A 25,913-nucleotide genomic window follows, 5' to 3' on the forward strand; every position below is an offset into this window, starting at 1 on the left:
ATCAAGAACCAGGCCGGCTATAAGGCCGCCTCGCGCTGGCTTTTGATCTGGGGCGCCCCGTTAACCACGATGGCCGAACGCAGGTATTGCGCAGTGGGCACCTCGGCATGGATGCCGAGGTAGCCGCGCTGGGCCATGGATGGCCCTTCGCGGCGGCCCACGGAGCAATGCCTGCGTTCGGGCACACCGAGCCTAAGCGAGGTGCCGAGTGGTGGGGCAAGAGCGTTTTGGTTACTTTTGCGCTCTTCAAAAGTGACCCGCTGTAAGAGCGGAACCGCCAGTGGCCGTTACCGCAGCAACGGATATTCACACCGATCCACCAACACACCACCCAAACGCTAAATCAGGACCCCAAAAGCTCAGCCTTGACCAACTTAGCCTGCTCATCCGCATGATACGAAGACCGCACCAACGGCCCCGAAGCCACGTTCTTGAACCCCATCTTGTACCCTTCCTCGGCAAACCAGGCAAAGGTATCGGGGTGCACAAAACGCTGCACCGGCAAGTGACTACGGGACGGCTGCAAGTACTGCCCCAAGGTCAGCATATCGATGTCATGCTCACGCATGCGCTTCATGACCTCGATAACTTCCTCATCCGTCTCACCCAGGCCCAGCATCAAGCCGGACTTGGTCGGAATGTGCGGCATCATCTGCTTGAAGCGCTGCAGCAAGGTCAGCGACCACTGGTAATCCGACCCCGGACGCGCGGCCTTGTACAGGCGCGGCACGGTTTCCAGGTTGTGGTTGAACACATCCGGCGGCTCGGCGGCGGTGATTTCCAGGGCGATGTCCATGCGGCCACGGTAATCGGGCACCAGGGTTTCCAACTGTACGTTCGGCGACAGCTTGCGGATCTCGCGGATGCAGTCGGCAAAGTGCTGGGCACCGCCGTCACGCAGGTCGTCACGGTCCACCGAGGTGATGACCACGTACTTGAGCTTCAGGTCGGCAATGGCGATGGCCAGGCTTTCCGGTTCGTTGGTGTCCAATGGCTTCGGACGGCCGTGGCCGACGTCACAGAACGGACAACGACGGGTGCAGATGTCGCCCATGATCATGAACGTGGCGGTGCCGCCGGAGAAGCACTCGCCCAGGTTCGGGCAGGACGCCTCCTCGCAAACGCTGTGCAGCTTGTGCTTGCGCAGCAAGGCCTTGATGCGGTCGACTTCCGGGGAAACCGGGATGCGCACGCGGATCCAGTCGGGTTTCTTCGGCAGCTCGGTGGTGGGGATGATCTTGACCGGGATGCGTGCAACCTTCTCGGCGCCGCGCAGCTTGACGCCGGCCTCTACCTTGGCACGCGGGGCCGGACGCTCGGTGACGTCCAGCGTCGGGATCATGGTTTGCACTGCATCAGTAGTCATATCAGTCGATTCCGCCCGTGAGGGTCGTCTGCTCAGCATAGTCGAGGTGTTTGACGAGCTGCGCGCGCAGCCGGGCACTTACCTCGGCAAATTCAATCGATCCTGCGTGCTCGCTCAACTGGGTCATCGCCAGTCCCGCGTAGCCACAGGGATTAATCCGTCGGAATGGCGCCAGGTCCATGTCCACGTTCAGCGCCAGGCCATGAAACGAACAGCCATGGCGGATCCGCAAGCCGAGGGAGGCGATTTTCGCCCCATCGACGTAGACACCCGGCGCATCCGGCTTGGCCGCCGCCGTCACACCATAGCTGGCCAGCAGCTCGATCAGGCACGTTTCCATGCGGGTGACCAGCTCGCGCACGCCAAACCCCAGCTTGCGCACATCCAGCAACAGGTAGGCGACCAACTGGCCAGGGCCATGGTAGGTCACCTGCCCGCCCCGGTCGACCTTCACCACCGGGATATCTCCCGGCAGCAACAGGTGCTCGGCCTTGCCGGCCTGGCCCTGGGTGAACACCGGTGGGTGTTCCACCAGCCAGACTTCATCGTCGGCGGTGCTACCGCGTTCGTTCGTGAAGCGTTGCATGGCATGCCAGACCGGCTCGTAGGCCATCGTGCCCAGCTCGCGAAAGCCCAGCGTGCCCGGCATCACAACACCATGTGCACGAAACCGGTCGCTCGCAGCTCGCTGTTGATGTCGTAGAGCTGTTCCTGACCGGTGGCAATGATGTGCAACTGGATCGTCGTGTACTTGCCGTTGGTACTCTGGCGCTCGGCCAGGGTCTTGTGGTCGACGGTGGCATGTTTTTCAAGGATCGCGATGATCTTGTCCTTGAACCCCACGCCGGTGTCGCCGATTACCTTGATGGGGTAATCCGCGCAGGGAAATTCGATTTTTGGCGCCTTTACTTCAGAGTCTGTCATGGCGTAACGGCCTCGTAAGCCGTGGTAACGCACATGGCCCCGCTCCGAATGGGAACGAGGCCATGCAGGTCAACACTTCGATCAGTTGAACAAGCCGTAGAAGAATAGACGGATGCTATCCCAGATGCGGCGGAAGATACCACCTTCCTCGACCGCGTCCAGAGCGATCAGGTCAGCGCTGTGCACCACTTTGTCGTCCAGTTTGACTTCGACTTTACCGATCACGTCGCCCTTGGCGATGGGAGCGGTCAGTTGCGGGTTCATGGTCATGCTGGCAGCGAGCTTCTTGAGCTGGCCTTTGGGCAGGGTCATGGTCAGGTCCTGGGCCAGGCCGGCCTTGACCTGGCTGCTCGAACCTTTCCAGACCTGGGCCTGGGCCAGTTCGGTGCCCTTCTGGTAGAAGGTCTGGGTTTCGAAGAAGCGGAAGCCGTAGGTCAACAGTTTCTGGGTCTCGGCGGCACGGGCCGCTTCGCTGCTGGTGCCGAAGACAACGGCGATCAGGCGCATGCCGTCACGCACAGCCGAAGACACCATGCAGTAGCCGGCTTCCTCGGTGTGACCGGTCTTCAGGCCATCGACGGTCTTGTCGCGCCACAGCAGCAGGTTGCGGTTAGGCTGCTTGATGCCGTTCCAGAAAAATTCCTTCTGGGAGTAGATCGCGTAGTGGGCCGGGTCTTCATGAATGATTGCCCGGGCCAGCAGCGCCATGTCGTGAGCCGACGAATAGTGCTCAGGGTTCGGCAAGCCGGTGGGGTTCATGAAGTGGCTGTTGGTCATGCCCAGGTCGGCCACGGTTTTGTTCATCATGTCGGCGAACGCATCTTCGCTGCCGGCGATGTGCTCGGCCAGGGCGACGCTGGCGTCGTTGCCGGACTGAATGATGATGCCGTGCAGCAGGTCGCTGACGGTCACTTGCGAACCGACCTTGATGAACATCCGCGAACCGCCGGTGCGCCAGGCGTTTTCGCTGACGGTCACCGGATCGTTTTCACCGATCTGGCCGCGACGGATCTCCAGCGTGGCGATGTAGGCGGTCATCAGCTTGGTCAGGCTGGCCGGTGGCAGGCGCTGGTCACCGTTGTTCTCTACCAGCACCTCGCCACTGCTGGCATCCATGAGCACAAAGGATTTGGCGGCCAATTGAGGAGGAGCCGGCATCATCTCGACCGCGAATGCGGCCGGTGAGAGAAGCAGCGGGACTAGCAGGCAAAGGCGTTTGGCAAAGGTGGTGATGTTCATCCGTCTCTCGAAATCGCTAATGGGACTGCCCGAAGGCAAAACTGAAACAGGCAGCTTTCTAACGAGCTGCCGCGTATTTAAGTTGCTCACTCACTGCCCATGCCGGGCTTTTATTATTCATGGAGCCAGCAACCTGACCCGCTCCAACCGCAAGCGGGGCTCATTCAATCACTCAGCGGTGACCAGGCTCGGCGAACCGAGATTGGCCAGGCGCACGCTGTTCTGTACCTGCTGGACTTCACCCGGAGAACCGATCGGCCCCAGGCGCACCCGATGCAGTGTCTGCTGGTTGCGCACGATCGAGCTGATGAACACCGGGGCGCTCACCATCGAGCTGAGCTTCGACCTCAGCAGCTCGGCAGCGTCCGGGTTGGCGAACGCGCCCACTTGCAGAAACTGGCCAGACGCTGGTGCAGAAGCGTTTTTTTTTGCATCGATCTGCACGGGCAGCACGGCCGCGGCGTGTTGCTGCGGCGGTGGTGTCCACTGCTCGACCGTGCCGGTGGACGCCGTCACGGTCGGCGCGGCATTTTGCGCCACTTTCGGCTCGTTGAGCATCAAAGGCGCCGGACGGCCACGTTGGGCCCACCATTCCTGGGGGTCGATGCCTTCGACCTTGACCCGGGCGGTGCCGATTTCAGCGTAACCGAGTTTTTTCGCCGCCGCATACGACAGGTCGATGATGCGGTCGGAATAGAACGGCCCACGGTCATTGACCCGCAGGATCACGCTCTTGTTGTTGTCCAGGTTGGTCACCCGCACATAGCTGGGCAGCGGCAGGGTCTTGTGGGCCGCGCTCATGCCATACAGGTCATAGACCTCGCCATTGGCGGTGTTCTGGCCATGGAACTTGGTGCCGTACCAGGACGCCGTGCCCGAGGCCACGTAGCGCTTGGAGTCGGACAGCGGGAAATAGGTCTTGCCCAGCACCGTGTACGGGTTGGCCTTGTAGGGACCGGTGTGCAGGGTCGGCGTGGCGTCGGGGATGCGCGAGACATCCACGTCCCACCACGGCGCGCCGTCCTTGTGGGCCCGGTTGATGTCCAGGCCCGGCATCGCGCGTACGGCGGTGGTGTTTTTCTGGGCCGGCGCGCGGCTGGTCGAACAACTGACGACCAACAGCGACAGCGCGGCCAACGCCACGAGCTTCAGGGGTTGATAGGTAGGCAATGCCCGCATTATTTGACGCCCCGTGCTTTGACCAGCTCTTCAGACAGTTGATATACGGCCATGGCGTACATCACGCTGCGGTTATAACGCGTAATCGCGTAAAAATTCTTCAGGCCCATCCAATATTCGGGGCCTTGTTCGCCTTCCAGCCGCATCGCGGTGACCGGCATGTCGTCACGCAGCGCATCATGACTCGACCAGCCCAACGCCCGCAACTCCCCGACGGTTTTCGTCGGCTCGATACCCTCGGTCAGGCCCTCGTCCACGTGCTCGCCGCGCACGTCGGCACGGCTGACCACCGGTTGGCCGGCTTCCCAGCCGTGGCGCTTGAAATAGCTGGCGACACTGCCGATGGCATCGGTCGGGTTGGTCCAGATATTGATGTGGCCGTCGCCGTCGAAGTCCACCGCGTAGGCGCGGAAACTGCTGGGCATGAATTGCGGCAGGCCCATGGCCCCGGCGTAGGAGCCCTTGAGGGTCAACGGATCGACCTGCTCTTCACGGGCCAGCAGCAGGAACTCGCGCAGCTCCTTGCGGAAGAACTCGGCACGCGGCGGGTAATCGAAGCCCAGGGTCGACAACGCGTCGATCACCCGGAAATTCCCGGTGTTGCGGCCAAAGAAGGTCTCGACGCCGATGATCGACACAATGAACTGGGCCGGCACGCCGTATTCCTGCTCGGCACGGGCCAGGGCCGCCTCGTGCTGGCGCCAGAAGTCCACGCCCCGGGCGATACGCGCCTCGGTGATGAACATCGGCCGGTACTCGCTCCACTGCTTGACCCGCTCGGCGGGCCGGGAGATCGCATCGAGGATCGACTGCTTGCGTTCGGCCTCGCGAAACACCCCCATCAGCTGCTCACCGGCAAAACCGTAGTCGCGGGTCATCTCACCGACGAATTCGGCCACCTGTGGCGAGCCTTCGTAGTCACCGGCCAAGGCCTGCGACGCACTGCCCAGGAAGCCGACCAGGCCGATCCACGGCGCATATCGCGTCGACCAGCCACGCATTGCTTGCATTGAACTCTTCACCTTATTCAAACCTGCGCGATCCACTTGCGATGCGTATGAATCGACATCAAAACCCCAAACGCTGACAGTAGGGTCACCAGCGAAGTTCCTCCGTAGCTAATGAAAGGCAACGGCACCCCCACGACCGGCAACAGGCCACTGACCATACCGATGTTGACGAAAACATAAACAAAAAACGTCATGGTCAGGCTGCCCGCGAGCAATTTTCCAAACAGAGTCTGGGCCTGGGCGGTGATCACCAGCCCCCGGCCGATCAGCAACAGATAGATCAGCAACAACACGCAGATGCCCACCAGGCCGAACTCCTCGCCCATGACGGCAATGATGAAGTCGGTGTGGCTTTCCGGCAAAAAGTCCAGGTGCGACTGGGTGCCCATCAGCCAGCCCTTGCCGAACACCCCGCCGGAACCGATGGCGGCCTTGGATTGGATGATGTTCCAACCGGTGCCCAGCGGATCGCTCTCCGGATCGAGGAACGTCAGGATTCGCTGCTTCTGGTAGTCGTGCATCACGAAGTACCACATCGCCACCGACACCGGCACGGCGGTGGCAATCACACTGAGAATCCAGCGCCAGCGCAACCCGCCCATGAACAGCACGAAGGCACCGCCGGCCAGGATCAGCAGCGAGGTGCCGAGGTCTGGCTGGCGTACGATCAGAATGAATGGAACACCGATCAGCAACAGGCTGATGCAGACGTGCTTGAGCTGCGGCGGCAAGGTGCGCTTGGACAGGTACCAGGCAATGGTCGCCGGCATGATGATCTTGAGGAATTCCGAAGGCTGGAAGCGGATCACCCCGGGGATGTTGATCCAACGGGTGGCGCCCATGGCGTTGTGACCCATCACGTCCACCACCACCAGCAGGCTCACGCCCACCACATAGGCCAGCGGCACCCAGCGCGCCATGAATCGTGGCTCGAGCTGGGCAATGACGACCATCGACACCAGGCCGATGCCGAACGAAGTGGCTTGCTTGGCCAGCAAGTCCCAGCTCTTGCCGCTGGCCGAATACAGCACGAACAGGCTGCCGGCGGCCAGGGTCAGCAGCAGGATCAGCAACGGGCCATCGATGTGCATGCGCTGCAACAACGTGGCGCGACGGCGCATCACGTCTTCGCTGGAGAGGATCCGGTCGAAATTATTCTTCACGGGCCGTAGCCTCCGCAGTGATGGGGCTTGCGTATTCAGGCTTGAGCTGGCCGTGCTCATCCAGTAGCCAGGCGTCCATGACCTGGCGCACCACCGGCGCGGCGACGCCGGAACCGGACTCACCGTTTTCGACCATCACCGACACAACGATTTTCGGGTTGTCGGCCGGCGCGAAACCGACGAACAAGGCGTGGTCGCGGTGGCGTTCCTGGACCTTGGAGCGGTCGTACTTCTCGCCCTGCTTGATGGCGACGACCTGGGCCGTACCGCTCTTGCCGGCAATGCGGTACTGCGCGCCGATGGCCGCCTTGCGGGCGGTGCCGCGGGCGCCGTGCATCACCAGCTGCATACCGTTGCTGACCTTTTGCCAGTCCGATGGATTGTGCAGGATGATGTCCGGCATCGGGTTCGGGTCCACCGGCTTCTGGCCTTCGATGGTCTTGGCCAGGTGCGGGCGATACCACTTGCCCTTGTTCGCCACCAGGGCCGTGGCCTGGGCCAATTGCAGGGGCGTGGCCTGCATGTAGCCCTGGCCGATCCCCAGGATCAGGGTTTCGCCAGGGAACCAGGCCTGGCGCCGGGTCGCGCGCTTCCACTCCCGGGACGGCATCAGGCCCGGGGACTCTTCGAACATGTCCAAGGAGACTTTCTGACCGATGCCGAACTTGCCCAGGTAGGACGACAGTCGATCGATCCCCAGTTTATGGGCCAGGTCATAGAAGTAGGTGTCGTTGGAGCGCATGATCGCCGTTTCCAGGTCCACATAGCCGTCACCGGTGCGGTTCCAGTTACGGTACTTGTGGTCATAGTTGGGCAGCGTGTAGTAACCGGGGTCGTAGACCCGGCTCGAGGCGTTCACCACGCCAGAGTCCAGCCCGGCAATCGCCACGGCGGGCTTGATGGTCGAGCCCGGCGGATACAGGCCGCGCAGCACGCGGTTGAACAATGGTCGGTCGATGGAATCGCGCAGTTCGGAGTAGGCCTTGAAACTGATCCCGGTGACGAACAGGTTCGGGTCGAAACTCGGCTGACTGACCATCGCCAGGACCTCGCCGGTGTTCGGGTCCAGCGCCACCACGGCGCCACGCCGTCCGCCCAGCGCCGCTTCGGCGGCTTCCTGCAACTTGATGTCCAGGCTCAGGACGATGTCCTTGCCGGGGATCGGGTCGGTGCGCTTGAGCACCCGCAATACGCGGCCGCGGGCGTTGGTCTCGACCTCTTCGTAACCCACCTGGCCATGCAGCTCAGGCTCGTAGAAGCGCTCGATGCCGGTCTTGCCGATGTGGTGGGTGCCGCTGTAATTGACTGGATCGAGGGTCTTGAGCTCTTTCTCGTTGATCCGCCCCATGTAGCCGACCGAGTGGGCAAAGTGCGCCCCCTGGGGATAATGCCGCACCAACTGCGCCACCACCTCGACGCCGGGCAGGCGGAACTGGTTCACGGCGATCAGGGCGATCTGCTCTTCGGTCAGCTCGAACAGGATCGGCACCGGCTCGAACGGTCGTCGGCCCTGGCGCATGCGTTTCTCGAAAATCGCCCGGTCCTCGGGCGTCAACTGCAGCACTTCGACGATCACGTCGAGCACATGCTGCCAATCGCCAGAACGTTCGCGGGTCATGCTCAGGCTGAAGCTGGGCCGGTTATCCGCCACCACCACGCCATTGCGGTCGAAGATCAGCCCGCGGGTCGGCGGAATCGGTTGCACGTGCACCCGGTTGTTTTCCGACAGGGTGGAGTGGTACTCGTACTGGATCACCTGGAGGAAATACAAGCGCGCAATCAGCACGCCGATCAGCGTCACCACCGTGATAGCACCGAACACGACGCGGCCCCGTACCAGACGGGCGTCTTTTTCGTGGTCCTTGATGCGAATCGGCTGGGGCATGGGGCAGGATTACTTGTGGTAAGGGTGCCCGGACAGGACTGTCCAGGCACGATACAACTGTTCGCCGATCAGGATCCGCACCAGCGGGTGCGGCAACGTCAACGGTGATAACGACCAGCGCTGATCGGCCCGGGCACAGACTTCCGGCGCCAGCCCTTCCGGGCCGCCGACCATGAAGTTGACCGTGCGCGCGTCCAGCCGCCAGCGATCGAGTTCCACCGCCAACTGCTCGGTGCTCCAGGGCTTGCCATGGACTTCGAGGGTGACGATGCGCTCGTTCGGCCCGACCTTGGCCAGCATGGCTTCGCCTTCCTGGCGGATGAAACGCGCCACGTCAGCGTTCTTGCCACGGGTGTTGAGCGGAATTTCCACCAGTTCCAGGGCCAGCTCGGAAGGAAGACGCTTGGCATATTCATGCCAGCCTTCTTCCACCCATTTGGGCATGCGAGAACCGACGGCGATCAGGCGCAGTCGCACAGCGGTCCCTTATTGCTGGTCTTTGTTGAGCTTGGTGAAGTGCTCATGGGGGTTTTCCGGGCTGTGGTGCGCGGCGCTGGCCGAACGGCTCTGCTCGGCACCGGCCCACAGGCGCTCCAGGTCATAGAACTGACGCGCCGAGGCGGTCATCATGTGCACGATGACATCATCCATGTCCAACAGCACCCAGTCGCTGTCGCCCTTGCCTTCTTCACCCAGCGGCTTGACGCCCTGGGCCTTGACCGCTTCGCGGACCTTGTCCAGCATCGCGCCAATCTGGCGGTTGGAGGTACCGGTGGCGATGATCATGTAGTCCGTGATGCTTTGCTTTTCACGAACGTCGATCACCTGGATGTCCTGGGCCTTGACGTCTTCCAGGGCCGCCACGGCCACCTTGACCAGCTCTTCGCCGACCAGCGCCACGCCGGTATGCGCCTCTACAGGCAGCGGGGCGCTCTTGAACGTGCCCTTGCGCTTTACTTTGCTTACGTCTTTGTCAGTCATATAAAACTCGTTTTGCTCGTATGTTCGGGCGCTTCGCTACACGCATTCACGTGCCTTGAAGCGCGCCTTTTTCAGTTCGACGCACGGTAAAGCCCGTGCGCATCGATGTAGGCCAGGACCGCGTCGGGCACCAGGAAACGTACCGACTTACCGCTGGCCAGCAGTTGACGGATCTGGGTGGCGGATACCGCGAGCGGCGTCTGCCAGACGAATGCAATCTGTCCGCTCGGCCCTTTCAGGGCCAGCGGGTCGCTCACCGAGCGGGCCGCCAGCAGGTTGCGCAAGGCATCCGGCGGCTCGCTGTCGGCATCCGGGCGTTGCAACACCAGGATGTGGCAATGCTGGAGCAACTCCTCCCAGCGATGCCAAGTGGGCAGGCCGCAAAAAGCGTCCCAGCCCAGAAGCAGAAAAACCTGGGCATCAACGGCCAGTTCGGCGCGTATCAGCTCCAGGGTATCAATGGTGTAGGACGGTTTGTCCCGCTGCAATTCGCGGGCGTCCACCACCAGCGGTGCCACACCGGCCACCGCGCACTCGACCATCGCCAGACGGTCCTGCGCCGACACCTGCGGCGTGTCCCGGTGAGGCGGCCTGGCGCTGGGCGTCAGGCGTAGCTCATCGAGGGCCAGGGCGTCGGCGACTTCCAGCGCACCGCGCAAATGGCCGATGTGCACTGGGTCGAACGTGCCGCCCAGGATACCGATGCGCCGGGGCGCAGTGGTCGTCGTCACAACGGTCGGCGGGTCGAGGTCGCCCAAGTCAAACCGGCTCCTGTCCGCGCAACTGGCCGTCACCGACCACAATGTACTTCTCGCAGGTCAGGCCTTCGAGGCCCACCGGGCCGCGGGCGTGCAGCTTATCAGTAGAAATGCCGATCTCGGCACCCAATCCGTATTCAAAGCCGTCGGCGAAGCAGGTCGGGGTGTTGATCATCACCGACGCCGAATCCACTTCGGCCACGAAACGCCGGGTTTCGCCCTGGTGCTCACTGACGATGGAATCGGTGTGGTGCGAGCCGTGGCGGTTGATGTGCTCGATGGCCTGGTCCAGCCCGTCGACCACGCGGATCGACAAGATCGGCGCCAGGTACTCGGTGTCCCAGTCCTCTTGCGTGGCCGCAACGGCCTCGATGATTGCCCGGGTACGCTCGCAACCGCGCAGCTCGACGCCTTTTTCGCGGAACTGGGCGGCCATCGACGGCAGGAAGTCCCGGGCAACGGCCTGGTCCACCAGCAGGGTTTCCATCGCCCCGCAGATACCGTAGCGGTAGGTCTTGGCGTTGAAGGCGATGCGTTGGGCCTTGGGCAATTCGGCGTGGGCACTGACGTATACATGGCAGATGCCGTCCAGGTGTTTGATCACCGGCACGCGGGCATCACGGCTGACCCGTTCGATCAGGCCCTTGCCCCCACGCGGCACGATGACATCGACGAATTCGGGCATGGTGATCAGGGCGCCGACTGCGGCGCGGTCGGTGGTCTCCACCACTTGCACCACGGCCGCCGGCAGATCGGCCTCGGCCAGGCCGCGCTGGATGCAGGCGGCAATGGCACGGTTGGAATGGATGGCCTCGGAGCCGCCGCGCAGGATGGTCGCGTTACCCGACTTCAGGCACAGGCTCGCGGCGTCGATGGTCACGTTCGGCCGCGACTCGTAGATGATCCCGACCACGCCCAGGGGCACGCGCATCTTGCCGACCTGGATGCCCGACGGGCGGTAGCTCATGTCGCGGATCGCCCCGACCGGGTCCGGCAGGGCCGCGACCTGGCGCAGACCGACGATCATGCCGTCGATACGGGCCGGGGTCAGCGCCAGGCGCTCGAGCATGGCCGGTTCGAGGCCATTGGCCCGGCCGGCGGCCAGGTCCAGCTCGTTGGTGGCGGACAGCTCGGCGCGCGCAGCGTCCAGCGCATTGGCGGCGGCCTGCAGGGCGCGGTTTTTCTGCGCGGTGCTGGCCCGGCCGATGATGCGCGACGCTTCGCGAGCGGCGCGACCCAGGCGGGTCATGTAGTCAAGAACGGACTCAGTCATGGTCTGTGTGGTCTTGGCGATGGGGAAAGCGGCAGATTATAGCTGTCGTAACCCTCGACTAACAGCATGGACTCGCAGTGGTGACCGGCGGAGAAGTAAAACAGGCGTAAACAGCCGGTTGAAGCGACTGTTCAGCGGTGATTAAGCTTTCCATTGCTATCATCGCGCTTCCTCTGGCCTCACTTCGTCTATCGACATGACCGATTTGCCATCGCCCAACGCCCTGCCCCACGCCTTTTTCGACCGCGACGCCCAGGTCCTTGCCAAAGACCTGCTGGGCAAAGTCATTCGCCACAAGGTCGGCGACCTGTGGCTCAGCGCGCGGATCATCGAGACCGAGGCGTATTACTTTGCCGAAAAAGGCAGCCACGCCTCGCTGGGCTACACGGAAAAACGTAAGGCTTTGTTTCTGGATGGCGGACACATCTATATGTACTACGCCCGGGGCGGCGATTCGCTGAATTTCAGCGCCCAGGGTCCCGGCAACGCGGTGCTGATCAAATCGGCCTACCCGTGGGTCGATGCCCTTTCCGGGCCGACGAGCCTGGCGCAGATGCTGTTGAACAACCCCGACGCCCAAGGCCGGCCGCGCACACCGCAGAAACTCTGCGCCGGCCAGACCCTGCTGTGCAAAGCGCTGGGGCTGAAAGTGCCGGACTGGGACGCCAAACGCTTCGACCCCGAGCGCCTGCTGGTGGAAGACGTGGGCGTGCCAACGGTCAATGTAATCCAGACCACCCGCCTGGGCATTCCCCTGGGACGGGACGAGCACCTGCCCTACCGCTTTGTCGATGCCGCCTATGCCCCGTGGTGCACCCGCAACCCGTTGCGACGGGGGCAGGTCGAAGGGCGTGATTATTTTTTGCTTTCATGAACACACCGCACAACCTGTGGGAGCGAGCTTGCTCGCGATAGCGTCGGGTCAGCAGAATGGAGGTTGACTGACACACCGCAATCGCGAGCAAGCTCGCTCCCACAGTTGATCTTCAGTGGCCACAGGTTTTGTGTTCACAACAGAATCCCACAGGGGGTTCGGTGCATGCCAAATCACTATTCAATGGAGTTGTCCTTATGGGCCCATGGCTCGATAGCATCACCGGCTGGCTGACCGTCAACCCGCAATGGCTGGCGGTGGCGGTGTTCATCGTCGCCTGCGTGGAATGCCTGGCCATTGCCGGCCTGATCGTGCCGGGTACGGTGCTGTTGTTTGCAATCGCCGTGCTGGCCGGCAGCGGCGCGTTGTCCCTGGGCGAGACCTTGCTGTTGGGCCTGCTCGGCGGCTTGCTGGGGGACCTGATGTCGTATTTCCTCGGCCGGCATTTCCACCAGAACATCCGGCGCCTGCCCGGGCTGCGCCATCACCCCGAGTGGATGAGCGCCGCGGAAAACTATTTCCAGCGCTACGGCATCGCCAGCCTGCTGGTGGGTCGTTTTATCGGCCCGCTACGGCCCATGTTGCCGATGGTGGCCGGGATGTGCGACATGCCGTTCCCGCGCTTCGCCGCCGTCAGCGTGTTGGCCGCGGCGGGCTGGACCGTGGCCTACCTGTTGCCGGGCTGGGCCACCGGGGCGGCGTTTCGCCTGCCACTGCCCGAAGGGTTCTGGCCGCAGGCCGGCGTGGTCATCGGCAGCATCGCGGTGATGATCGGGCTGAGCGTCAACAGCAGCCTGCGTCGCCATCGCCATGCCTCGGCGCTGATCGCCGGTATCGGCCTGGTGATCCTGATCGGCCTGTTCATCGGCTTTCGTTACCTGACGGCGTTCGACCAGGGCTTGATGACCCTGGTCCAGGAGCATCGCAGCCCGACGCTGGACGAAATCGCCGTGACCTTCACGCTGATCGGCGAATTCCGCAACATGCTGATTTTCAGCGCACTGGTGACTGGGTTGCTGTTGCTGGCGCGCCAATGGCGCCAGGCAATCTTCGCCGGTGGCACGATGCTGCTCACCTCCTTGGCCAACACCGGCAGCAAACACTTCTTTGCCCGCGTGCGCCCGGAAATCCTCACCGACCCGCTGACCAGCTACAGCATGCCCAGCGGCCACGCCTCCGGGGCATTCGCGCTGTTCCTGAGCCTCGCCATCCTCGCCGGCCGCGGCCAACCGCCACGCCTGCGCCTGACCTGGCTGTTGCTGGGCTGCCTGCCGGCCCTGGCCATCGCCCTGTCGCGGGTCTACCTGGGCGCCCATTGGCCGAGCGACATCGTCGCCGGCGCCATGCTGGCCGCCTGCGTCTGCGCCGCCGTCCTGTGGTCGAGCCAGCGCCAGACACCGCTGCCGGCCATGCCACCGAAAATCTGGTGGCTGATTCTGCCGGCGCTGGTAGCGGTGTTCAGCTTCTTCGCGCTGCGGCATTTGCCCCATGCGATGTTGCGGTATGCCTATTGAGCGGCGGGCCAATGAACACTTGAGATCCATGTGGGAGCGGGCTTGCTCGCGAAGGCGGTGGATCATTTAACACCTGTGTCGGATGACACTCCGCTTTCGCGAGCAAGCCCGCTCCCACAAAGGATCAGCGTTATTCAGTGAAATATGAGTTGAGTCAGGCGAAGAGTTCGCCCTGCAGCTCATCAAGCAACGCCTGGATCGCATCCAGGCGCTGTTGCGGGTCGTCGAGTTGCAGCAGGTCGATCTTGTCCAGCTCATTGAACGGCAGCAGGTAGGCCAGTTGATTGGCCAGCGATTGCTGGCTGGTCGCTTCGGTGCCCATGTTCAGGGCCTCGACCATCGGGTGCTCGGCCAGGGCCCTGAGCAGCGCCATCAGGTCGGCGTCTTCCTCTTGCAGCGGTTGCTCCGGCTCCTCCTCCAGCCACTCGACTTCAGCGAGCATCAGTTGATCCGCCTGGACGCTGGTGCCATGGACGATAAAGCGCCGCCCACCCTCCACGCGAATGCCCAGCAGACCATTGTCCTGCTGGGAAAAATCGGTGATGCGCGCTTCACAACCGACCCGCGCGAAGCCTTCGGGCGCGAGGCCGACTTCCTCGCCATCGAGGATGCACACCACGCCGAAGCCTTCGCCCTTTTTCATGCAGCGCCCAATCATGTCGAGGTAACGCGCCTCGAAAATCTGCAAGTCGAGGATGCAACCGGGGAACAGCACAGTGTTCAACGGGAAAAGCGGCAAGCTCATAACCAGATCCTTAAACGGTCATCGACACCACCAACGGCAATAGCACCGCCGTGGCCACGCCCATCAGACTCATCGCCAGCGCCGCAAAGGCACCCGACTCCTCGCTTTCCTGCAACGCCACCGACGTGCCCACCGCATGGGCCGCCAGCCCCAGGGCCATGCCCCGGGCCTCGGGGCTATGGACACCCAACCGGGTCAGAATACTCGGACCGAGGATCGCCCCGAGTACACCGGTGATCAACACGAACACCGCCGCCATGGCCGCCACGCCGCCGATCTGCTCGGCCACCAGCATGGCGATCGGCGAAGTCACGGACTTGGGCGCCATGGTCATCAGGATCATGTGCTCGGCGCCAAAGGCCCAGCCCAACACCACCGCGGAGCCCGTGGCAAACACCCCGGCTATCACCAGCGTAGTAAAAATCGGCCAGAACAACTGCCGGATCCGTCGCAGGTTCAAATACAGCGGCACCGCCAGGGCGACCGTGGCCGGACCCAGCAGAATGCTGAGGATCTCGGTGCTCTTGCGGTACTCGGCATAGCCGATGCCGCAGCCGACCAACACGCCGATCAACAGCACCATCGACATCAACACCGGTTGCAGGAACACCCAGCGGGTCTTTTCGAACGCCGCCAACACCAACTGATAGGCACCCAGGGTAATGCCGATGCCGAACAGCGGATGATGGATCACCGACGTCCAGGCGCCCTGCCAGTCGAGCATCATTGGCTGTCCTCCGGGGCGGCGACGTGACGGCGGGCCAGGCGCTGCATCAGCACGCCCGTCAGCGCCACGGACAGCACCAAGGACAAGGTCAACGCGCCAACGATGGCCCAGAAATCGGCGGCAATCGCCCCGGCATAGACCATCACCCCCACCGCCGGCGGCACCAGCAGCAAGGGCAGGTAACGCAGCAGGCTACTGGCGGCCAGGTTCAACGGTTCGCTGACTTCACCGCGCATCACCAGATAGCCCAGCAGCAACAGCAGGCCAATGATCGGCCCAGGCAGCACCGGCAAGAACAAATGATTGATCGCAGTGCCCAGCAATTGAAAAAACACCAGCCAGGTCAGGCCCCGTAGCAACATCCGCTCTCTCCCCCTGCAACAGCCCCAATGAACGCGCCAATTCGGTTCACTCAAGCGAGCGGCGTGATTATGTGGCGAGGGAATTTGCTCCCGCTGGGCTGCGCAGCGGCCCCATTTCATGAGCGCTTCGCACTCAAGCGGGAGCAAGCTCCCTCGCCACGGAATCAAACGCACACGTTAAATGAACGGAATTGCAAAGAATGCGCCGGCATTATAAGCATGCCCGCGCTATGGGTCGGCATTCGTAAAAAGCATGTTCGGTGACCTTACTTGCACGCCATGTTGATCTACAGTGGTTTTTCGGGGACGCCAATCCCCGTTCCAGAAAAAGTAAAACCGATGAACCCAAGGAGAGTCTCAATGCCCTACGTCCCCGTTGCAGCGCTCAAAGATTATGTCGGCAAGGAACTTGGACGTTCCGAGTGGCTCACCATCGATCAGGCGCGCATCAACCTGTTCGCCGAAGCCACTGGCGACTTTCAGTTCATCCACGTCGACCCGGTCAAGGCCGCGCAGACCCCGTTTGGCAGCACCATCGCCCACGGTTTCCTGTCGCTGTCGCTGATGCCCAAGCTGATGGAAGACATCCTGATCCTGCCCGAAGGCGTGAAGATGGTCGTCAACTACGGCCTGGACAGCGTGCGTTTCATCCAACCGGTGAAGGTCGACTCCAAGGTCCGGCTCAAGGTCGACCTGGTGGACGTCACCGAGAAAAAACCCGGCCAATGGCTGCTCAAGGCCACCGCCACGCTGGAAATCGAAGGTTCGGAAAAACCGGCCTACATCGCCGAGCCGCTGTCGCTCTGTTTCGTGTAAACCTGTGCGGTCGCGAAACCGCTCATGCAGTTTCGCATCGCTTCCCTATATTCAATGCGCATAGCTGCGGCATACTCGTGGCCTGATGACCTGGATCCCGTTATGCGCTTATTCGTCCCACTGACCCTGACCCTGTTGCTCACCGCCTGTGGCGGCGGCGAATCGCCGCTGCCTCCCGACGCACGCCTGCCCGACGGCGGCCGCTATCGCGGCGACCTGGTGGACGGGCTGCTGCAAGGCCAGGGGCGCATCGACTACCCTAACGGCAGCTGGTATGCCGGGCAGTTCGACAAGGGCCAGTGGCACGGCACCGGGGAATGGCACGGCAGCAATGGCGAGGTCTATCGCGGCCAGTTCCACCAGGGCCTGTTCCACGGCCAGGGCAGCCTGACCACCCCCACCAGCAGCTACACTGGCGGCTTCAAGCTGGGGCGACGGGACGGTGAAGGGACGCTCAAGGAAAACGGCATGACCTACCGGGGCGAGTTCAAGGCCGACCGCTATTCCGGCCTCGGGCGCCTGGAACTCGACGACGGCAGCCAGTACCAGGGCCCCTTCGTCAACGGCAAGCCCAACGGTGAAGGCCAGCGCTTCGACGCCAGCGGCAACCAGTTCACCGGCCATTTCGTCGACGGGCAACTGCAGGGCAAGGGCACCTTCAACAGCGCCGATGGCGATGTCTACATCGGCGGTTTCCGGAACAACCAGCTCAACGGTCACGGTCGCTACGAAAATGCCGACGGCGATGTCTGGATCGGCCAGTTCAAGGACGGCGCGCTGACCGGCAAGGGCGAACTGATCGGCGCCGACGGCAGCCACTACCTCGGTCAATTCAATGATTGGCGCTTTACCGGCCAGGGCCGCCTGAACCTGCCCGACGGCAGTTTCTACATCGGCCAGTTCGAAAACGACAGCTACCACGGACGCGGCACCCTGGTGCTGACCGATGGCACCGTGCAAAGCGGCACCTGGGCCAAGGGCCAACGGGTGCGCGACGCGGACGGCAGGCTGTTGCCGGATGTGCTCGAACTTGGCCTGCTGGCCCAGGGCCGCCTGCTGGAGGAGGCCCTGGCCAACATCCCGGCCTCGACCCCGGCGGTGGAGCTGTACAGCCTGACCCTGGGCGGCGACGGCAAGCAAAGCGTGTTCCTGCGCGAATCCGACTATGTCGCCAACATGCTCGCCAGCCGTTTCGGCGCGTTCGGGCAGATCCGCCTGGTGAACCACCGCGATCACCTCGGCGACCGGCCCATGGCCAGCCGCGAAAGCCTGCGCCGCGCCGCCGCGACCCTGGCCGAGCGCAGTGGCCCGGAAGACCTGATTTTCATCTACCTGACCAGCCACGGTACCAGCGAGCATGAACTGGTGCTGGATCAGCCGCGCATGGAACTGGCCGACCTGCCCGCCGATGAACTGGCCGTGGTCCTGGCGCCGCTGAAGAACCGCGACAAGATCGTGGTGATCTCGGCCTGCTACTCCGGCGGCTTCATCCCGGCGCTCAAGGATGAACGCACCTTGATCATGACCGCCTCCCGGGCCGACCGGGTGTCCTTCGGCTGCTCCGAGGAAGCCAACTTCACCTACTTCGGCGATGCGCTGTTCGCCCAGGCCTTGAACCAGACCGACGACCTGGAACAGGCGTTCAAGCGGGCCAAGGCCACCGTGGCCGAGCGGGAACAGGCGGACAATTTCGAAGCCTCCGAACCGCAGATGTGGGCGCCCAGGACGGTCCTTTCCCACTGGCAACTGCTGCGCAAACAGCAGGCCCGAAAAGCATTGCAAAGTACTGCATTGAACGACGGGGCCACAAAGAGCAACTAAGCTGAACCGTATCAAGGGGGGAACACTATGTACTTGACGCCTCAGCATGTTTTGCTCGCCGGAGCTACCGGGCTGACCGGGGAACATCTACTGGACCGGCTGCTCAACGAGCCGACCATCACCCGGGTCCTGGCCCCCACCCGCCGGCCACTGGCCGAACACTCGCGCCTGGAAAACCCGGTGGGGGAGCCGGCCCAGGTGTTGCCGCAGCTCAGCGGCCAGGTCGACATCGCCTTTTGCTGTCTCGGCACCACTATCAAGAAAGCCGGCTCCGAAGCGGCCTTTCGCGCGGTGGACCTGGACCTGGTGGTGGCGTTCGCCAAGCGCGCCCGGGAACTGGGCGCGCGGCACCTGGTGGTCATCAGTGCCCTGGGGGCCGACGCCAAGTCATCGATCTTCTACAACCGGGTCAAGGGTGAGATGGAGGCGGCCCTCAGGGCCCAGGACTGGCCGCAATTGACCCTCTGCCGCCCTTCCCTGCTGCTGGGCGACCGCGTCGAACCGCGCCTGGCCGAGCAACTGGCCGGGCCGTTGTCGAAGCTGATCCCAGGCAAGTACCACGGCATCGAAGCCTGCCAACTGGCCTGGGCCATGTGGCGCCTGGCGCTGGAAGAGCAGGATGGGGTGAGGGTGGTGGAGTCGGATGAGTTGCGTAGGCTCGGCAAATGATTCTGCAGCGCCTGACCGGGCCTCATCGCGAGCAAGCTCGCTCCCACAGTTGACCGAGTTTCGCCAGGAAGAATGAGGTCGAATGTGGGAGCGAGCTTGCTCGCGATGGGCGCACCACCGCCCCAAAGCCAAGCCCCCATTCCGGTGTTTGCTACATCCCCCCAGTCGCCCGGAACCCCACGCCGATTGCGGTGAACAACGACAACGGCAACAGCAAGGTATCCAGCAGCGCACTGCCCGGCAGATCGACGCCAGGATAGCTCGGCGCCTCGGCCCCGAAGCGGTCCTTGGCGCAGCAGCCGCCGTTGAGCGCGTAAAGATCCAGGCGCGTGCCCGCATACACCACCGGCGCACCGGGCTTGGCCGCGTCGAGGGTGCGGGCGGTGGCGCAGCCGGTCAGTTGCAGCGCCAGCAGCACGATCAGCAGCTTATTCATCGCTGCTCAAATGATGCTCGCCCCAGCGCGGCAGCATGTCCTGGGGGATGTTCAGCAGGTTGAGAATCCGCGCGACGACGAAATCGATCAGGTCGTCGATGGTCTGCGGCTGGTGATAGAAACCCGGCGAGGCCGGCAGGATGGTCACGCCCATGTTCGACAGCTTGAGCATGTGCTCCAGGTGAATACTCGAATACGGCGCTTCCCGCGGCACCAGGATCAACGAGCGGCGCTCCTTGAGCGTGACGTCCGCCGCCCGTTCGATCAGGTTGTTGCAGGCCCCGGTGGCAATCGCCGACAGCGTCCCGGTGGAACACGGCACCACCACCATGGCCGCCGGCGCGCCGGAGCCCGAGGCCACCGGTGACATCCAGTCTTCCTTGCCATACACGCGAATCTGCCCCGCCGCCGCACCGGTGTATTCGGTGAGGAAGGCCTGCATCATCTGGGTCTTGGCCGGCAGGGTCACGTCGGTCTCGGTGGCCATCACCAGTTGCGCGGCCTTGGAGATCAGGAAGTGCACCTCGCGGTCTTCGCGCACCAGGCAATCGAGCAGGCGCAAGCCGTACTGGGCGCCGGAAGCGCCGGTCATCGCCAGGGTGATGCGTTCCGGACTGTTGTTCATCGCAGCGCCTCGGCCAGTTTGCCGTGCAGGCCGCCGAAGCCGCCGTTGCTCATGATCACCACGTGGGTACCGGGCTGGGCCTGGCTCTTCACGCGTTCGATGATGCCCTCCAGGGAATCGCTGACAATCGACGGCACCGTGCACAGCGCGGCGGTGGCGCCGAGGTCCCAGCCCAGGTTGGCCGGTGCGTACCAGATCACCTGGTCGGCATCGACCACGCTTTCCGGCAGGCCATCGCGGTGAGCGCCGAGCTTCATGGAGTTGGAGCGCGGCTCGATGATCGCGATCAGCGGCGCCTCGCCGATGCGCTTGCGCAAACCGTCGAGGGTGGTGGCGATGGCGGTCGGGTGGTGGGCGAAGTCGTCATAAATGGTGATGCCGTTGACCTCGGCGACTTTCTCCATCCGCCGCTTCACGCTCTTGAACGCGCTCAACGCGGCGATGCCCATGGACGGCACCACGCCGACATGCCGGGCCGCCGCCAACGTCGCCAGGGCGTTGGCGACGTTGTGCTGGCCGGTCATGTCCCACTCGACCACGCCTTGGGACTGGCCTTCGAACATGACTTCAAATTGCGAACCGTCATCCTTGAGCAACTTCACCTGCCATTGACCGCCCGCACCGGTGGTTTGCACCGGGGTCCAGCAGCCCATTTCAATGACGCGCTGCAAGGCCGGTTCGGTGGTCGGATGGATCACCAGGCCTTCGCTCGGAATGATGCGCACCAAATGGTGGAACTGCCGTTCGATAGCCGACAGATCAGGGAAGATGTCGGCGTGATCGAACTCAAGGTTGTTGAGAATCGCTGTGCGTGGACGGTAATGGACGAATTTCGAGCGTTTATCGAAAAACGCGCTGTCGTATTCATCCGCCTCGATCACGAAGAACGGCGTGCCACCCAGGCGCGCCGACACCGAGAAATTCTGCGGCACGCCACCGATCAGGAAACCCGGGCTCATGCCGGCGTGTTCCAGGACCCAGGCGAGCATGCTGCTGGTGGTGGTCTTGCCGTGGGTGCCGGCCACGGCCAGGACCCAACGGCCCTGCAACACGTGATCGGCCAGCCACTGCGGCCCGGACACGTACGGCAGGCCTTTGTTGAGCACGTACTCCACCGCCGGGTTGCCCCGGGACATGGCGTTGCCGATGACCACCAGGTCCGGCGCCGGGTCCAGTTGCGCCGGGTCGTAGCCTTGGGTCAGTTCGATGCCCTGGGCTTCCAGCTGGGTGCTCATCGGCGGATAGACGTTGGCGTCGGAACCGGTCACGTGATGGCCCAGCTCCTTGGCCAGGACCGCCATCGAACCCATGAAAGTGCCGCAAATACCGAGAATATGGATGTGCATAGTCGACCTCGTAAAACATGGCCGCAGGTTAGCGTAGGGAGGGGGAAATCGCACCTTGTGTTTCGAACGCCAGCCATCAGGACACCGCAAATACCCTGTGGGAGCGAGCTTGCTCGCGATAGCGGTCTTACCGCCAACACAGGTGTTGAATGACACACTGCCATCGCGAGCAAGCTCGCTCCCACAGTTGAATGTACTACCCGGCTTTTGTGGCGAGGGGATTTATTCCCTCGCCACAAAGGCAGTCAGTGCTTTATCGGGCGATAGCGTGTTTACGCAACTTTCGGTAAAGGGTATTGCGGCTGATCCCCAGTTGTTCCGCCGTGTGGGTCATGTGCCAGCGCTGGCGCTCCAGTGCATCGAGCAACGCCAGCCGCTCGGCATCTTCCAGTGGCCGTTCTGCCACCGCTTCAACCACAGCCACCGGGCGCTGGCGGATCATCGCCGGCAAGTCCTCCAGCCCGATCCGCCCACCGTCACACAACGCGGCCAGGGTGCGCAGTACATTGCGCAGTTGCCGCACGTTGCCCGGCCAGTCGAACCCCAGCAACGCCTGGCGCGCCGGCTCGTCGATGAGCACCGTCTCGGCCCCGCTCTCCTCAGCCAACAGGAAGTCCAGCAACTGCGACTTGTCACTGCGCTCGCGCAACGGCGGGAGGGGGATTTCCAAGCCATTGAGGCGGTAGTACAAATCCTCGCGGAAACTGCCGTCCCGCACCCGGTCGAGCAACTGCCGGTGGGTGGCACTGATGATGCGCACGTTCACCGCCTCGGGCTCGCCGCCGATGGGCACCACCTGGCGATCTTCCAGCACCCGCAGCAAACGGGTCTGCAAGGCCAGGGGCATGTCGCCGATTTCATCGAGGAACAGCGTGCCGCCGTCGGCCTGTTGCAGCTTGCCGCGCATGCCTTCCTTGCGTGCGCCGGTGAAGCTGCCGCCGCGATAACCGAACAGCTCGCTCTCGATCAGGCTTTCGGGGATGGCCGCGCAGTTGAGGGCGACGAAGTGCTTGCCGGCGCGCTGGCTGGCGTGGTGCACGGCCTTAGCGAACGCCTCCTTGCCGGAGCCGGTTTCGCCATGGATCAGCAACGGCACATCGCGTTCGAACACCCGCAGCGCCTTGCGAAAATGCTCCTGCAACGCCGCGTCCCCCAGGCAGATACCCGGCAGCCGCGCGGGCTCGATGGCCTTGAGCAGCGCCGGCGCGACCGGCACCGGCACACTGCGCGGCTGCCCACGCAACACCGCGAACAAATGCCGTCCATCACGGGTGCGCAGCGGCCAACTGGCGCTGGCCTGGGGGCTGGCCCGCCCCAGCAACTCGTCCAGTGAACAGTCGAAAAAGTCTTCCACCCGCTGGCCCAGCAAGCTGCCGCGAATATGCCCCAACAGGTTGAGGGCGCTCTGGTTGACCGCGCAGATCCGCCCTTCGCCGTCGAACGCCAGCAAGCCTTCGCTGAACAGCCCTACGGATTCGGCCTGCAAATGAAAGCGCAGCAGCCATTGATTGTCGAAGCAACGGAGGAAATAGCAGCTCTCGATCATCTTCGCCGAGAGATTGACCAGGGCCATGGTGTGGAACTGGCTCTGGCGCGACACGTCCGGCCGCGCCGAGGACACGTCGAGCACCGCCAGCAATTCGCCCTGGGGATCGAACACCGGGCTGGCCGAACAGGTCAGGCCGGTGTGGCGGCCGCGAAAGTGTTCTTCCTGGTGGATGGTCAGGGCCTGGCGTTCCACCAGGCAGGTGCCGATGCCGTTGGTGCCTTCGCAAGCTTCGCTCCAGTCTGCGCCGAGCCAGAGGCCAGCCCGTTCGAAAATCTTCCGTTCGCTGGGGGCGGTGACGCAGTTGAGGATCACGCCCCGGGCGTCGGTCAGCAACACCGCGTGGCCGGCGCCGGACAGTTGCTGGTGCAGGCTGGTCATTTCATTGCCGGCGATGTGCAGCACCTGTTGCAAGCGCTCGCGGCTCTCCAGCACCCGGCCATGCTCGAGCACCGTCGGCGCCAGGTTCTGGGCCGGGTCGAGGTGATAGTCCTCGAGGCAGCGCAGCCAGGAACGGGCAATCGACGGATCGCTGCCAGGGCCCTGCAAATGGGCCTTGCCCTGGGTGACCGTGAGGACTTGCTGGGCATGGCGACTCAAATGGTTGCTGTGCATTTCTTATTATTCTCCCCGAAGGACCTGCCTCACTGGAGCAACTGGCGAATATCCAACTGTGAACACTGAACCCCGTGGCGAGGGAGCTTGCTCCCGCTCGACTGCGCAGCAGTCGCCTTCGATCTGATGTGAACACTTTTGGGTCTGCTGCGCAGCCCAGCGGGAGCAAGCTCCCTCGCCACAAAAGCTGTCCTGTCACAAAAATACAGTTGCCAGAGATTCCAGGATCGAAGCCCAGCATCCTCCAGCCCAACCGCCTTTGCAATGCTGGCGCGACCTGCCAGTCACAGACTGTCTCGCATCTGGCACAAACTGTCACACCCGCTGTATCGCAAGCGTCACACACCCCCTCCGTTTGTCCGACCAACTCCTCCTAAAGTCTTGATTTCCGGGCCCTGCAAGGCAATGGCCCGACCTTTGCTCTAGGCTTTACTACCAGCGCTCGATTTTGCGCGGCCTCCCGTATAAGCACAAAAGCCAAGGAGAACTCATCATGCGTTACGCTCACCCCGGTACTGAAGGCGCTATCGTTTCGTTCAAGAGCAAATACGGTAACTACATCGGCGGCGAGTTCGTCGCGCCGGTCAAAGGTCAGTACTTCACCAATACTTCCCCGGTCAATGGCCAGCCCATTGCCGAATTCCCGCGCTCCACGGCCGAAGACATCGAAAAAGCCCTGGACGCCGCCCACGCCGCTGCCGATGCCTGGGGGGCCACGTCGGCCCAGGCCCGTTCGCTGGTCCTGCTGAAAATTGCCGACCGCATCGAGCAGAACCTCGAACTGCTGGCGATCACCGAGTCCTGGGACAACGGCAAGGCCGTGCGCGAAACCCTCAACGCCGACATCCCCCTGGCCGCCGACCACTTCCGCTACTTCGCCGGCTGCCTGCGGGCCCAGGAAGGCGCGGCCGCCGAGATCGATGGCAACACCGTGGCCTACCACATCCATGAACCCCTGGGCGTGGTCGGGCAGATCATCCCGTGGAACTTCCCGCTGCTGATGGCCGCCTGGAAACTCGCCCCGGCCCTGGCCGCCGGTAACTGCGTGGTGCTCAAGCCGGCCGAGCAAACGCCGCTGGGCATCTGCGTGCTCATGGAGCTGATCGGCGACCTGCTGCCGCCCGGCGTGCTGAACGTGGTGCAAGGCTTCGGCAAGGAAGCCGGCGAAGCCCTGGCCACCAGCAAGCGCATCGCCAAGATCGCCTTCACCGGCTCCACCCCGGTGGGCTCGCACATCATGAAATGCGCGGCCGAAAACATCATCCCGTCCACCGTGGAACTGGGCGGCAAGTCGCCGAACATCTTCTTCGAAGACATCATGCAGGCTGAACCGAGCTTCATCGAGAAAGCCGCTGAAGGCCTGGTGCTGGCGTTCTTCAACCAGGGCGAAGTCTGCACCTGCCCATCCCGCGCCCTGGTGCAGGAATCGATCTACGACGAATTCATGCAAGTGGTGATGAAGAAAGTCCTGCAGATCAAACGCGGCGACCCCCTGGACACCGACACCATGGTCGGCGCCCAGGCGTCCGAGCAGCAATTCGACAAGATTCTTTCGTACCTGGAAATCGCCAAGGGCGAAGGCGCCGAGCTGCTGACCGGCGGCAAAGTGGAAAAACTCGAGGGCAACCTGGCGACCGGGTACTACATCCAGCCGACCCTGCTCAAGGGCACCAACAAGATGCGCGTGTTCCAGGAAGAGATCTTCGGCCCGGTGGTGAGCATCACCACCTTCAAGGACGAAGCCGAAGCCCTGGCGATCGCCAACGACACCGAGTTCGGCCTCGGCGCCGGCCTGTGGACCCGCGACATCAACCGCGCCTACCGCATGGGCCGGGCGATCAAGGCCGGGCGCGTCTGGACCAACTGCTACCACCTGTACCCGGCCCATGCCGCGTTCGGTGGCTACAAGAAATCCGGTGTCGGCCGTGAAACCCACAAGATGATGCTCGACCATTACCAGCAGACCAAGAACCTGCTGGTGAGCTACGACATAAATCCGTTGGGGTTCTTCTAAGCCATTGGGGCGAGGCAGGGCCTCC

At 63.2% G+C, this 25,913-nt stretch carries 25 protein-coding genes; 6 read left to right on the top strand and 19 right to left on the bottom strand.

The genetic code is table 11. The annotated features are described in order from the left end of the window. Nucleotides 1–343 precede the first annotated feature (343 nt). The 12 genes from lipA to BLO80_RS23360 all read right to left on the bottom strand — a co-directional run bounded on the left by lipA (nucleotide 344) and on the right by BLO80_RS23360 (nucleotide 11,778). Entirely contained in the window at nucleotides 344–1,366 is a 1,023-nt protein-coding gene (gene lipA / locus BLO80_RS23305; RefSeq protein WP_014340371.1) for a lipoyl synthase, read from the bottom strand. A 1-nt stretch (nucleotide 1,367) separates the two neighbouring features. After that, a complete protein-coding gene (gene lipB / locus BLO80_RS23310; protein WP_072411918.1) occupies nucleotides 1,368–2,015 on the bottom strand; it encodes a lipoyl(octanoyl) transferase LipB in 648 nt (215 codons plus the stop codon). Further along, on the bottom strand, nucleotides 2,015–2,290 hold the full coding sequence (locus BLO80_RS23315) for a DUF493 domain-containing protein (RefSeq protein ID WP_053125656.1): 276 nt from the start codon (nucleotides 2,288–2,290) through the stop codon (nucleotides 2,015–2,017). Before BLO80_RS23315 ends, lipB begins: the two co-directional genes overlap by 1 nt. A gap of 81 nt (nucleotides 2,291–2,371) precedes the next feature. Next, nucleotides 2,372–3,529 carry a D-alanyl-D-alanine carboxypeptidase family protein gene (locus tag BLO80_RS23320; RefSeq protein ID WP_092333765.1) on the bottom strand — a complete coding sequence of 386 codons (1,158 nt, stop codon included), beginning with the start codon at nucleotides 3,527–3,529 and terminating at the stop codon, nucleotides 2,372–2,374. Between the two features lie 168 nt (nucleotides 3,530–3,697). Then, the gene (locus BLO80_RS23325; protein ID WP_092333767.1) at nucleotides 3,698–4,708 is read right to left on the bottom strand and encodes a septal ring lytic transglycosylase RlpA family protein; all 1,011 of its coding nucleotides are present in this window, start codon (nucleotides 4,706–4,708) and stop codon (nucleotides 3,698–3,700) included. Then, on the bottom strand, nucleotides 4,708–5,718 hold the full coding sequence (mltB, locus tag BLO80_RS23330) for a lytic murein transglycosylase B (RefSeq protein ID WP_092205227.1): 1,011 nt from the start codon (nucleotides 5,716–5,718) through the stop codon (nucleotides 4,708–4,710). The genes BLO80_RS23325 and mltB overlap by 1 nt, the downstream gene beginning before the upstream one ends. A gap of 17 nt (nucleotides 5,719–5,735) precedes the next feature. Continuing rightward, on the bottom strand, nucleotides 5,736–6,839 hold the full coding sequence (gene rodA, locus BLO80_RS23335) for a rod shape-determining protein RodA (RefSeq protein WP_170847670.1): 1,104 nt from the start codon (nucleotides 6,837–6,839) through the stop codon (nucleotides 5,736–5,738). Nucleotides 6,840–6,870: 31 nt separating this feature from the next. After that, on the bottom strand, nucleotides 6,871–8,766 hold the full coding sequence (gene mrdA / locus BLO80_RS23340) for a penicillin-binding protein 2 (RefSeq protein WP_092333769.1): 1,896 nt from the start codon (nucleotides 8,764–8,766) through the stop codon (nucleotides 6,871–6,873). Nucleotides 8,767–8,775: 9 nt separating this feature from the next. Next, the gene (gene rlmH / locus BLO80_RS23345; protein ID WP_047229490.1) at nucleotides 8,776–9,243 is read right to left on the bottom strand and encodes a 23S rRNA (pseudouridine(1915)-N(3))-methyltransferase RlmH; all 468 of its coding nucleotides are present in this window, start codon (nucleotides 9,241–9,243) and stop codon (nucleotides 8,776–8,778) included. 9 nt (nucleotides 9,244–9,252) lie between these two features. Continuing rightward, on the bottom strand, nucleotides 9,253–9,747 hold the full coding sequence (gene rsfS, locus BLO80_RS23350; RefSeq protein ID WP_092333771.1) for a ribosome silencing factor: 495 nt from the start codon (nucleotides 9,745–9,747) through the stop codon (nucleotides 9,253–9,255). Nucleotides 9,748–9,818: 71 nt separating this feature from the next. Continuing rightward, nucleotides 9,819–10,505 carry a nicotinate-nucleotide adenylyltransferase gene (gene nadD, locus BLO80_RS23355; RefSeq protein ID WP_092333773.1) on the bottom strand — a complete coding sequence of 229 codons (687 nt, stop codon included), beginning with the start codon at nucleotides 10,503–10,505 and terminating at the stop codon, nucleotides 9,819–9,821. 1 nt (nucleotide 10,506) lies between these two features. After that, nucleotides 10,507–11,778, bottom strand: a complete 1,272-nt coding sequence (locus tag BLO80_RS23360) for a glutamate-5-semialdehyde dehydrogenase (protein ID WP_092333775.1) — start codon at nucleotides 11,776–11,778, stop codon at nucleotides 10,507–10,509. Between the two features lie 196 nt (nucleotides 11,779–11,974). Between BLO80_RS23360 and BLO80_RS23365 the strand changes: the two genes are divergently transcribed. Both BLO80_RS23365 and BLO80_RS23370 read left to right on the top strand, forming a co-directional pair. Next, entirely contained in the window at nucleotides 11,975–12,652 is a 678-nt protein-coding gene (locus BLO80_RS23365) for a DNA-3-methyladenine glycosylase (RefSeq protein ID WP_092333777.1), read from the top strand. Nucleotides 12,653–12,849: 197 nt separating this feature from the next. Beyond that, nucleotides 12,850–14,166 carry a bifunctional DedA family/phosphatase PAP2 family protein gene (locus BLO80_RS23370; RefSeq protein ID WP_092333779.1) on the top strand — a complete coding sequence of 439 codons (1,317 nt, stop codon included), beginning with the start codon at nucleotides 12,850–12,852 and terminating at the stop codon, nucleotides 14,164–14,166. Nucleotides 14,167–14,320: 154 nt separating this feature from the next. On the opposite strand, the gene BLO80_RS23375 is transcribed toward BLO80_RS23370, so the two are convergent. Genes BLO80_RS23375 through BLO80_RS23385 form a run of 3 tightly spaced genes read right to left on the bottom strand, consistent with a single transcriptional unit; the run spans nucleotide 14,321 to nucleotide 16,000 of the window. After that, nucleotides 14,321–14,911, bottom strand: a complete 591-nt coding sequence (locus BLO80_RS23375; protein WP_092333781.1) for an LON peptidase substrate-binding domain-containing protein — start codon at nucleotides 14,909–14,911, stop codon at nucleotides 14,321–14,323. Between the two features lie 10 nt (nucleotides 14,912–14,921). After that, complete coding sequence (locus tag BLO80_RS23380; protein WP_060740473.1) at nucleotides 14,922–15,638, bottom strand: LrgB family protein; 717 nt, start codon at nucleotides 15,636–15,638, stop codon at nucleotides 14,922–14,924. Then, the gene (locus BLO80_RS23385; protein ID WP_060740472.1) at nucleotides 15,635–16,000 is read right to left on the bottom strand and encodes a CidA/LrgA family protein; all 366 of its coding nucleotides are present in this window, start codon (nucleotides 15,998–16,000) and stop codon (nucleotides 15,635–15,637) included. Before BLO80_RS23385 ends, BLO80_RS23380 begins: the two co-directional genes overlap by 4 nt. Before the next feature lie 360 nt (nucleotides 16,001–16,360). Here BLO80_RS23385 and BLO80_RS23390 point away from each other — a divergent pair, with 360 nt between their 5' ends. From BLO80_RS23390 to BLO80_RS23400, 3 genes are all read left to right on the top strand, one after another. Further along, complete coding sequence (locus tag BLO80_RS23390; RefSeq protein ID WP_092333782.1) at nucleotides 16,361–16,816, top strand: MaoC family dehydratase; 456 nt, start codon at nucleotides 16,361–16,363, stop codon at nucleotides 16,814–16,816. A gap of 102 nt (nucleotides 16,817–16,918) precedes the next feature. Further along, complete coding sequence (locus BLO80_RS23395) at nucleotides 16,919–18,637, top strand: C13 family peptidase (RefSeq protein WP_092333784.1); 1,719 nt, start codon at nucleotides 16,919–16,921, stop codon at nucleotides 18,635–18,637. A gap of 27 nt (nucleotides 18,638–18,664) precedes the next feature. Next, nucleotides 18,665–19,306 carry an oxidoreductase gene (locus BLO80_RS23400; RefSeq protein ID WP_092333786.1) on the top strand — a complete coding sequence of 214 codons (642 nt, stop codon included), beginning with the start codon at nucleotides 18,665–18,667 and terminating at the stop codon, nucleotides 19,304–19,306. A gap of 151 nt (nucleotides 19,307–19,457) precedes the next feature. Here BLO80_RS23400 and BLO80_RS23405 read toward each other — a convergent pair whose 3' ends face one another. The 4 genes from BLO80_RS23405 to BLO80_RS23420 form a co-directional block, all read right to left on the bottom strand. Further along, nucleotides 19,458–19,742, bottom strand: coding sequence for a YceK/YidQ family lipoprotein (locus BLO80_RS23405; protein WP_072411944.1), 285 nt, complete (start codon nucleotides 19,740–19,742; stop codon nucleotides 19,458–19,460). Continuing rightward, entirely contained in the window at nucleotides 19,735–20,367 is a 633-nt protein-coding gene (gene ubiX / locus BLO80_RS23410) for a flavin prenyltransferase UbiX (RefSeq protein WP_092205237.1), read from the bottom strand. The genes BLO80_RS23405 and ubiX overlap by 8 nt, the downstream gene beginning before the upstream one ends. After that, nucleotides 20,364–21,713 carry a UDP-N-acetylmuramate:L-alanyl-gamma-D-glutamyl-meso-diaminopimelate ligase gene (mpl, locus tag BLO80_RS23415; protein ID WP_092333788.1) on the bottom strand — a complete coding sequence of 450 codons (1,350 nt, stop codon included), beginning with the start codon at nucleotides 21,711–21,713 and terminating at the stop codon, nucleotides 20,364–20,366. Before mpl ends, ubiX begins: the two co-directional genes overlap by 4 nt. A 253-nt stretch (nucleotides 21,714–21,966) precedes the next feature. After that, nucleotides 21,967–23,874, bottom strand: coding sequence for a sigma-54-dependent Fis family transcriptional regulator (locus tag BLO80_RS23420; RefSeq protein ID WP_092333790.1), 1,908 nt, complete (start codon nucleotides 23,872–23,874; stop codon nucleotides 21,967–21,969). Between the two features lie 493 nt (nucleotides 23,875–24,367). Between BLO80_RS23420 and BLO80_RS23425 the strand changes: the two genes are divergently transcribed. Continuing rightward, entirely contained in the window at nucleotides 24,368–25,888 is a 1,521-nt protein-coding gene (locus BLO80_RS23425) for an acetaldehyde dehydrogenase ExaC (RefSeq protein WP_092333792.1), read from the top strand. Nucleotides 25,889–25,913: the final 25 nt, after the last annotated feature.

The sequence above is a fragment of the Pseudomonas sp. NFACC56-3 genome, assembly GCF_900100025.1.
Lineage (GTDB): Bacteria > Pseudomonadota > Gammaproteobacteria > Pseudomonadales > Pseudomonadaceae > Aquipseudomonas > Aquipseudomonas fluorescens_AA.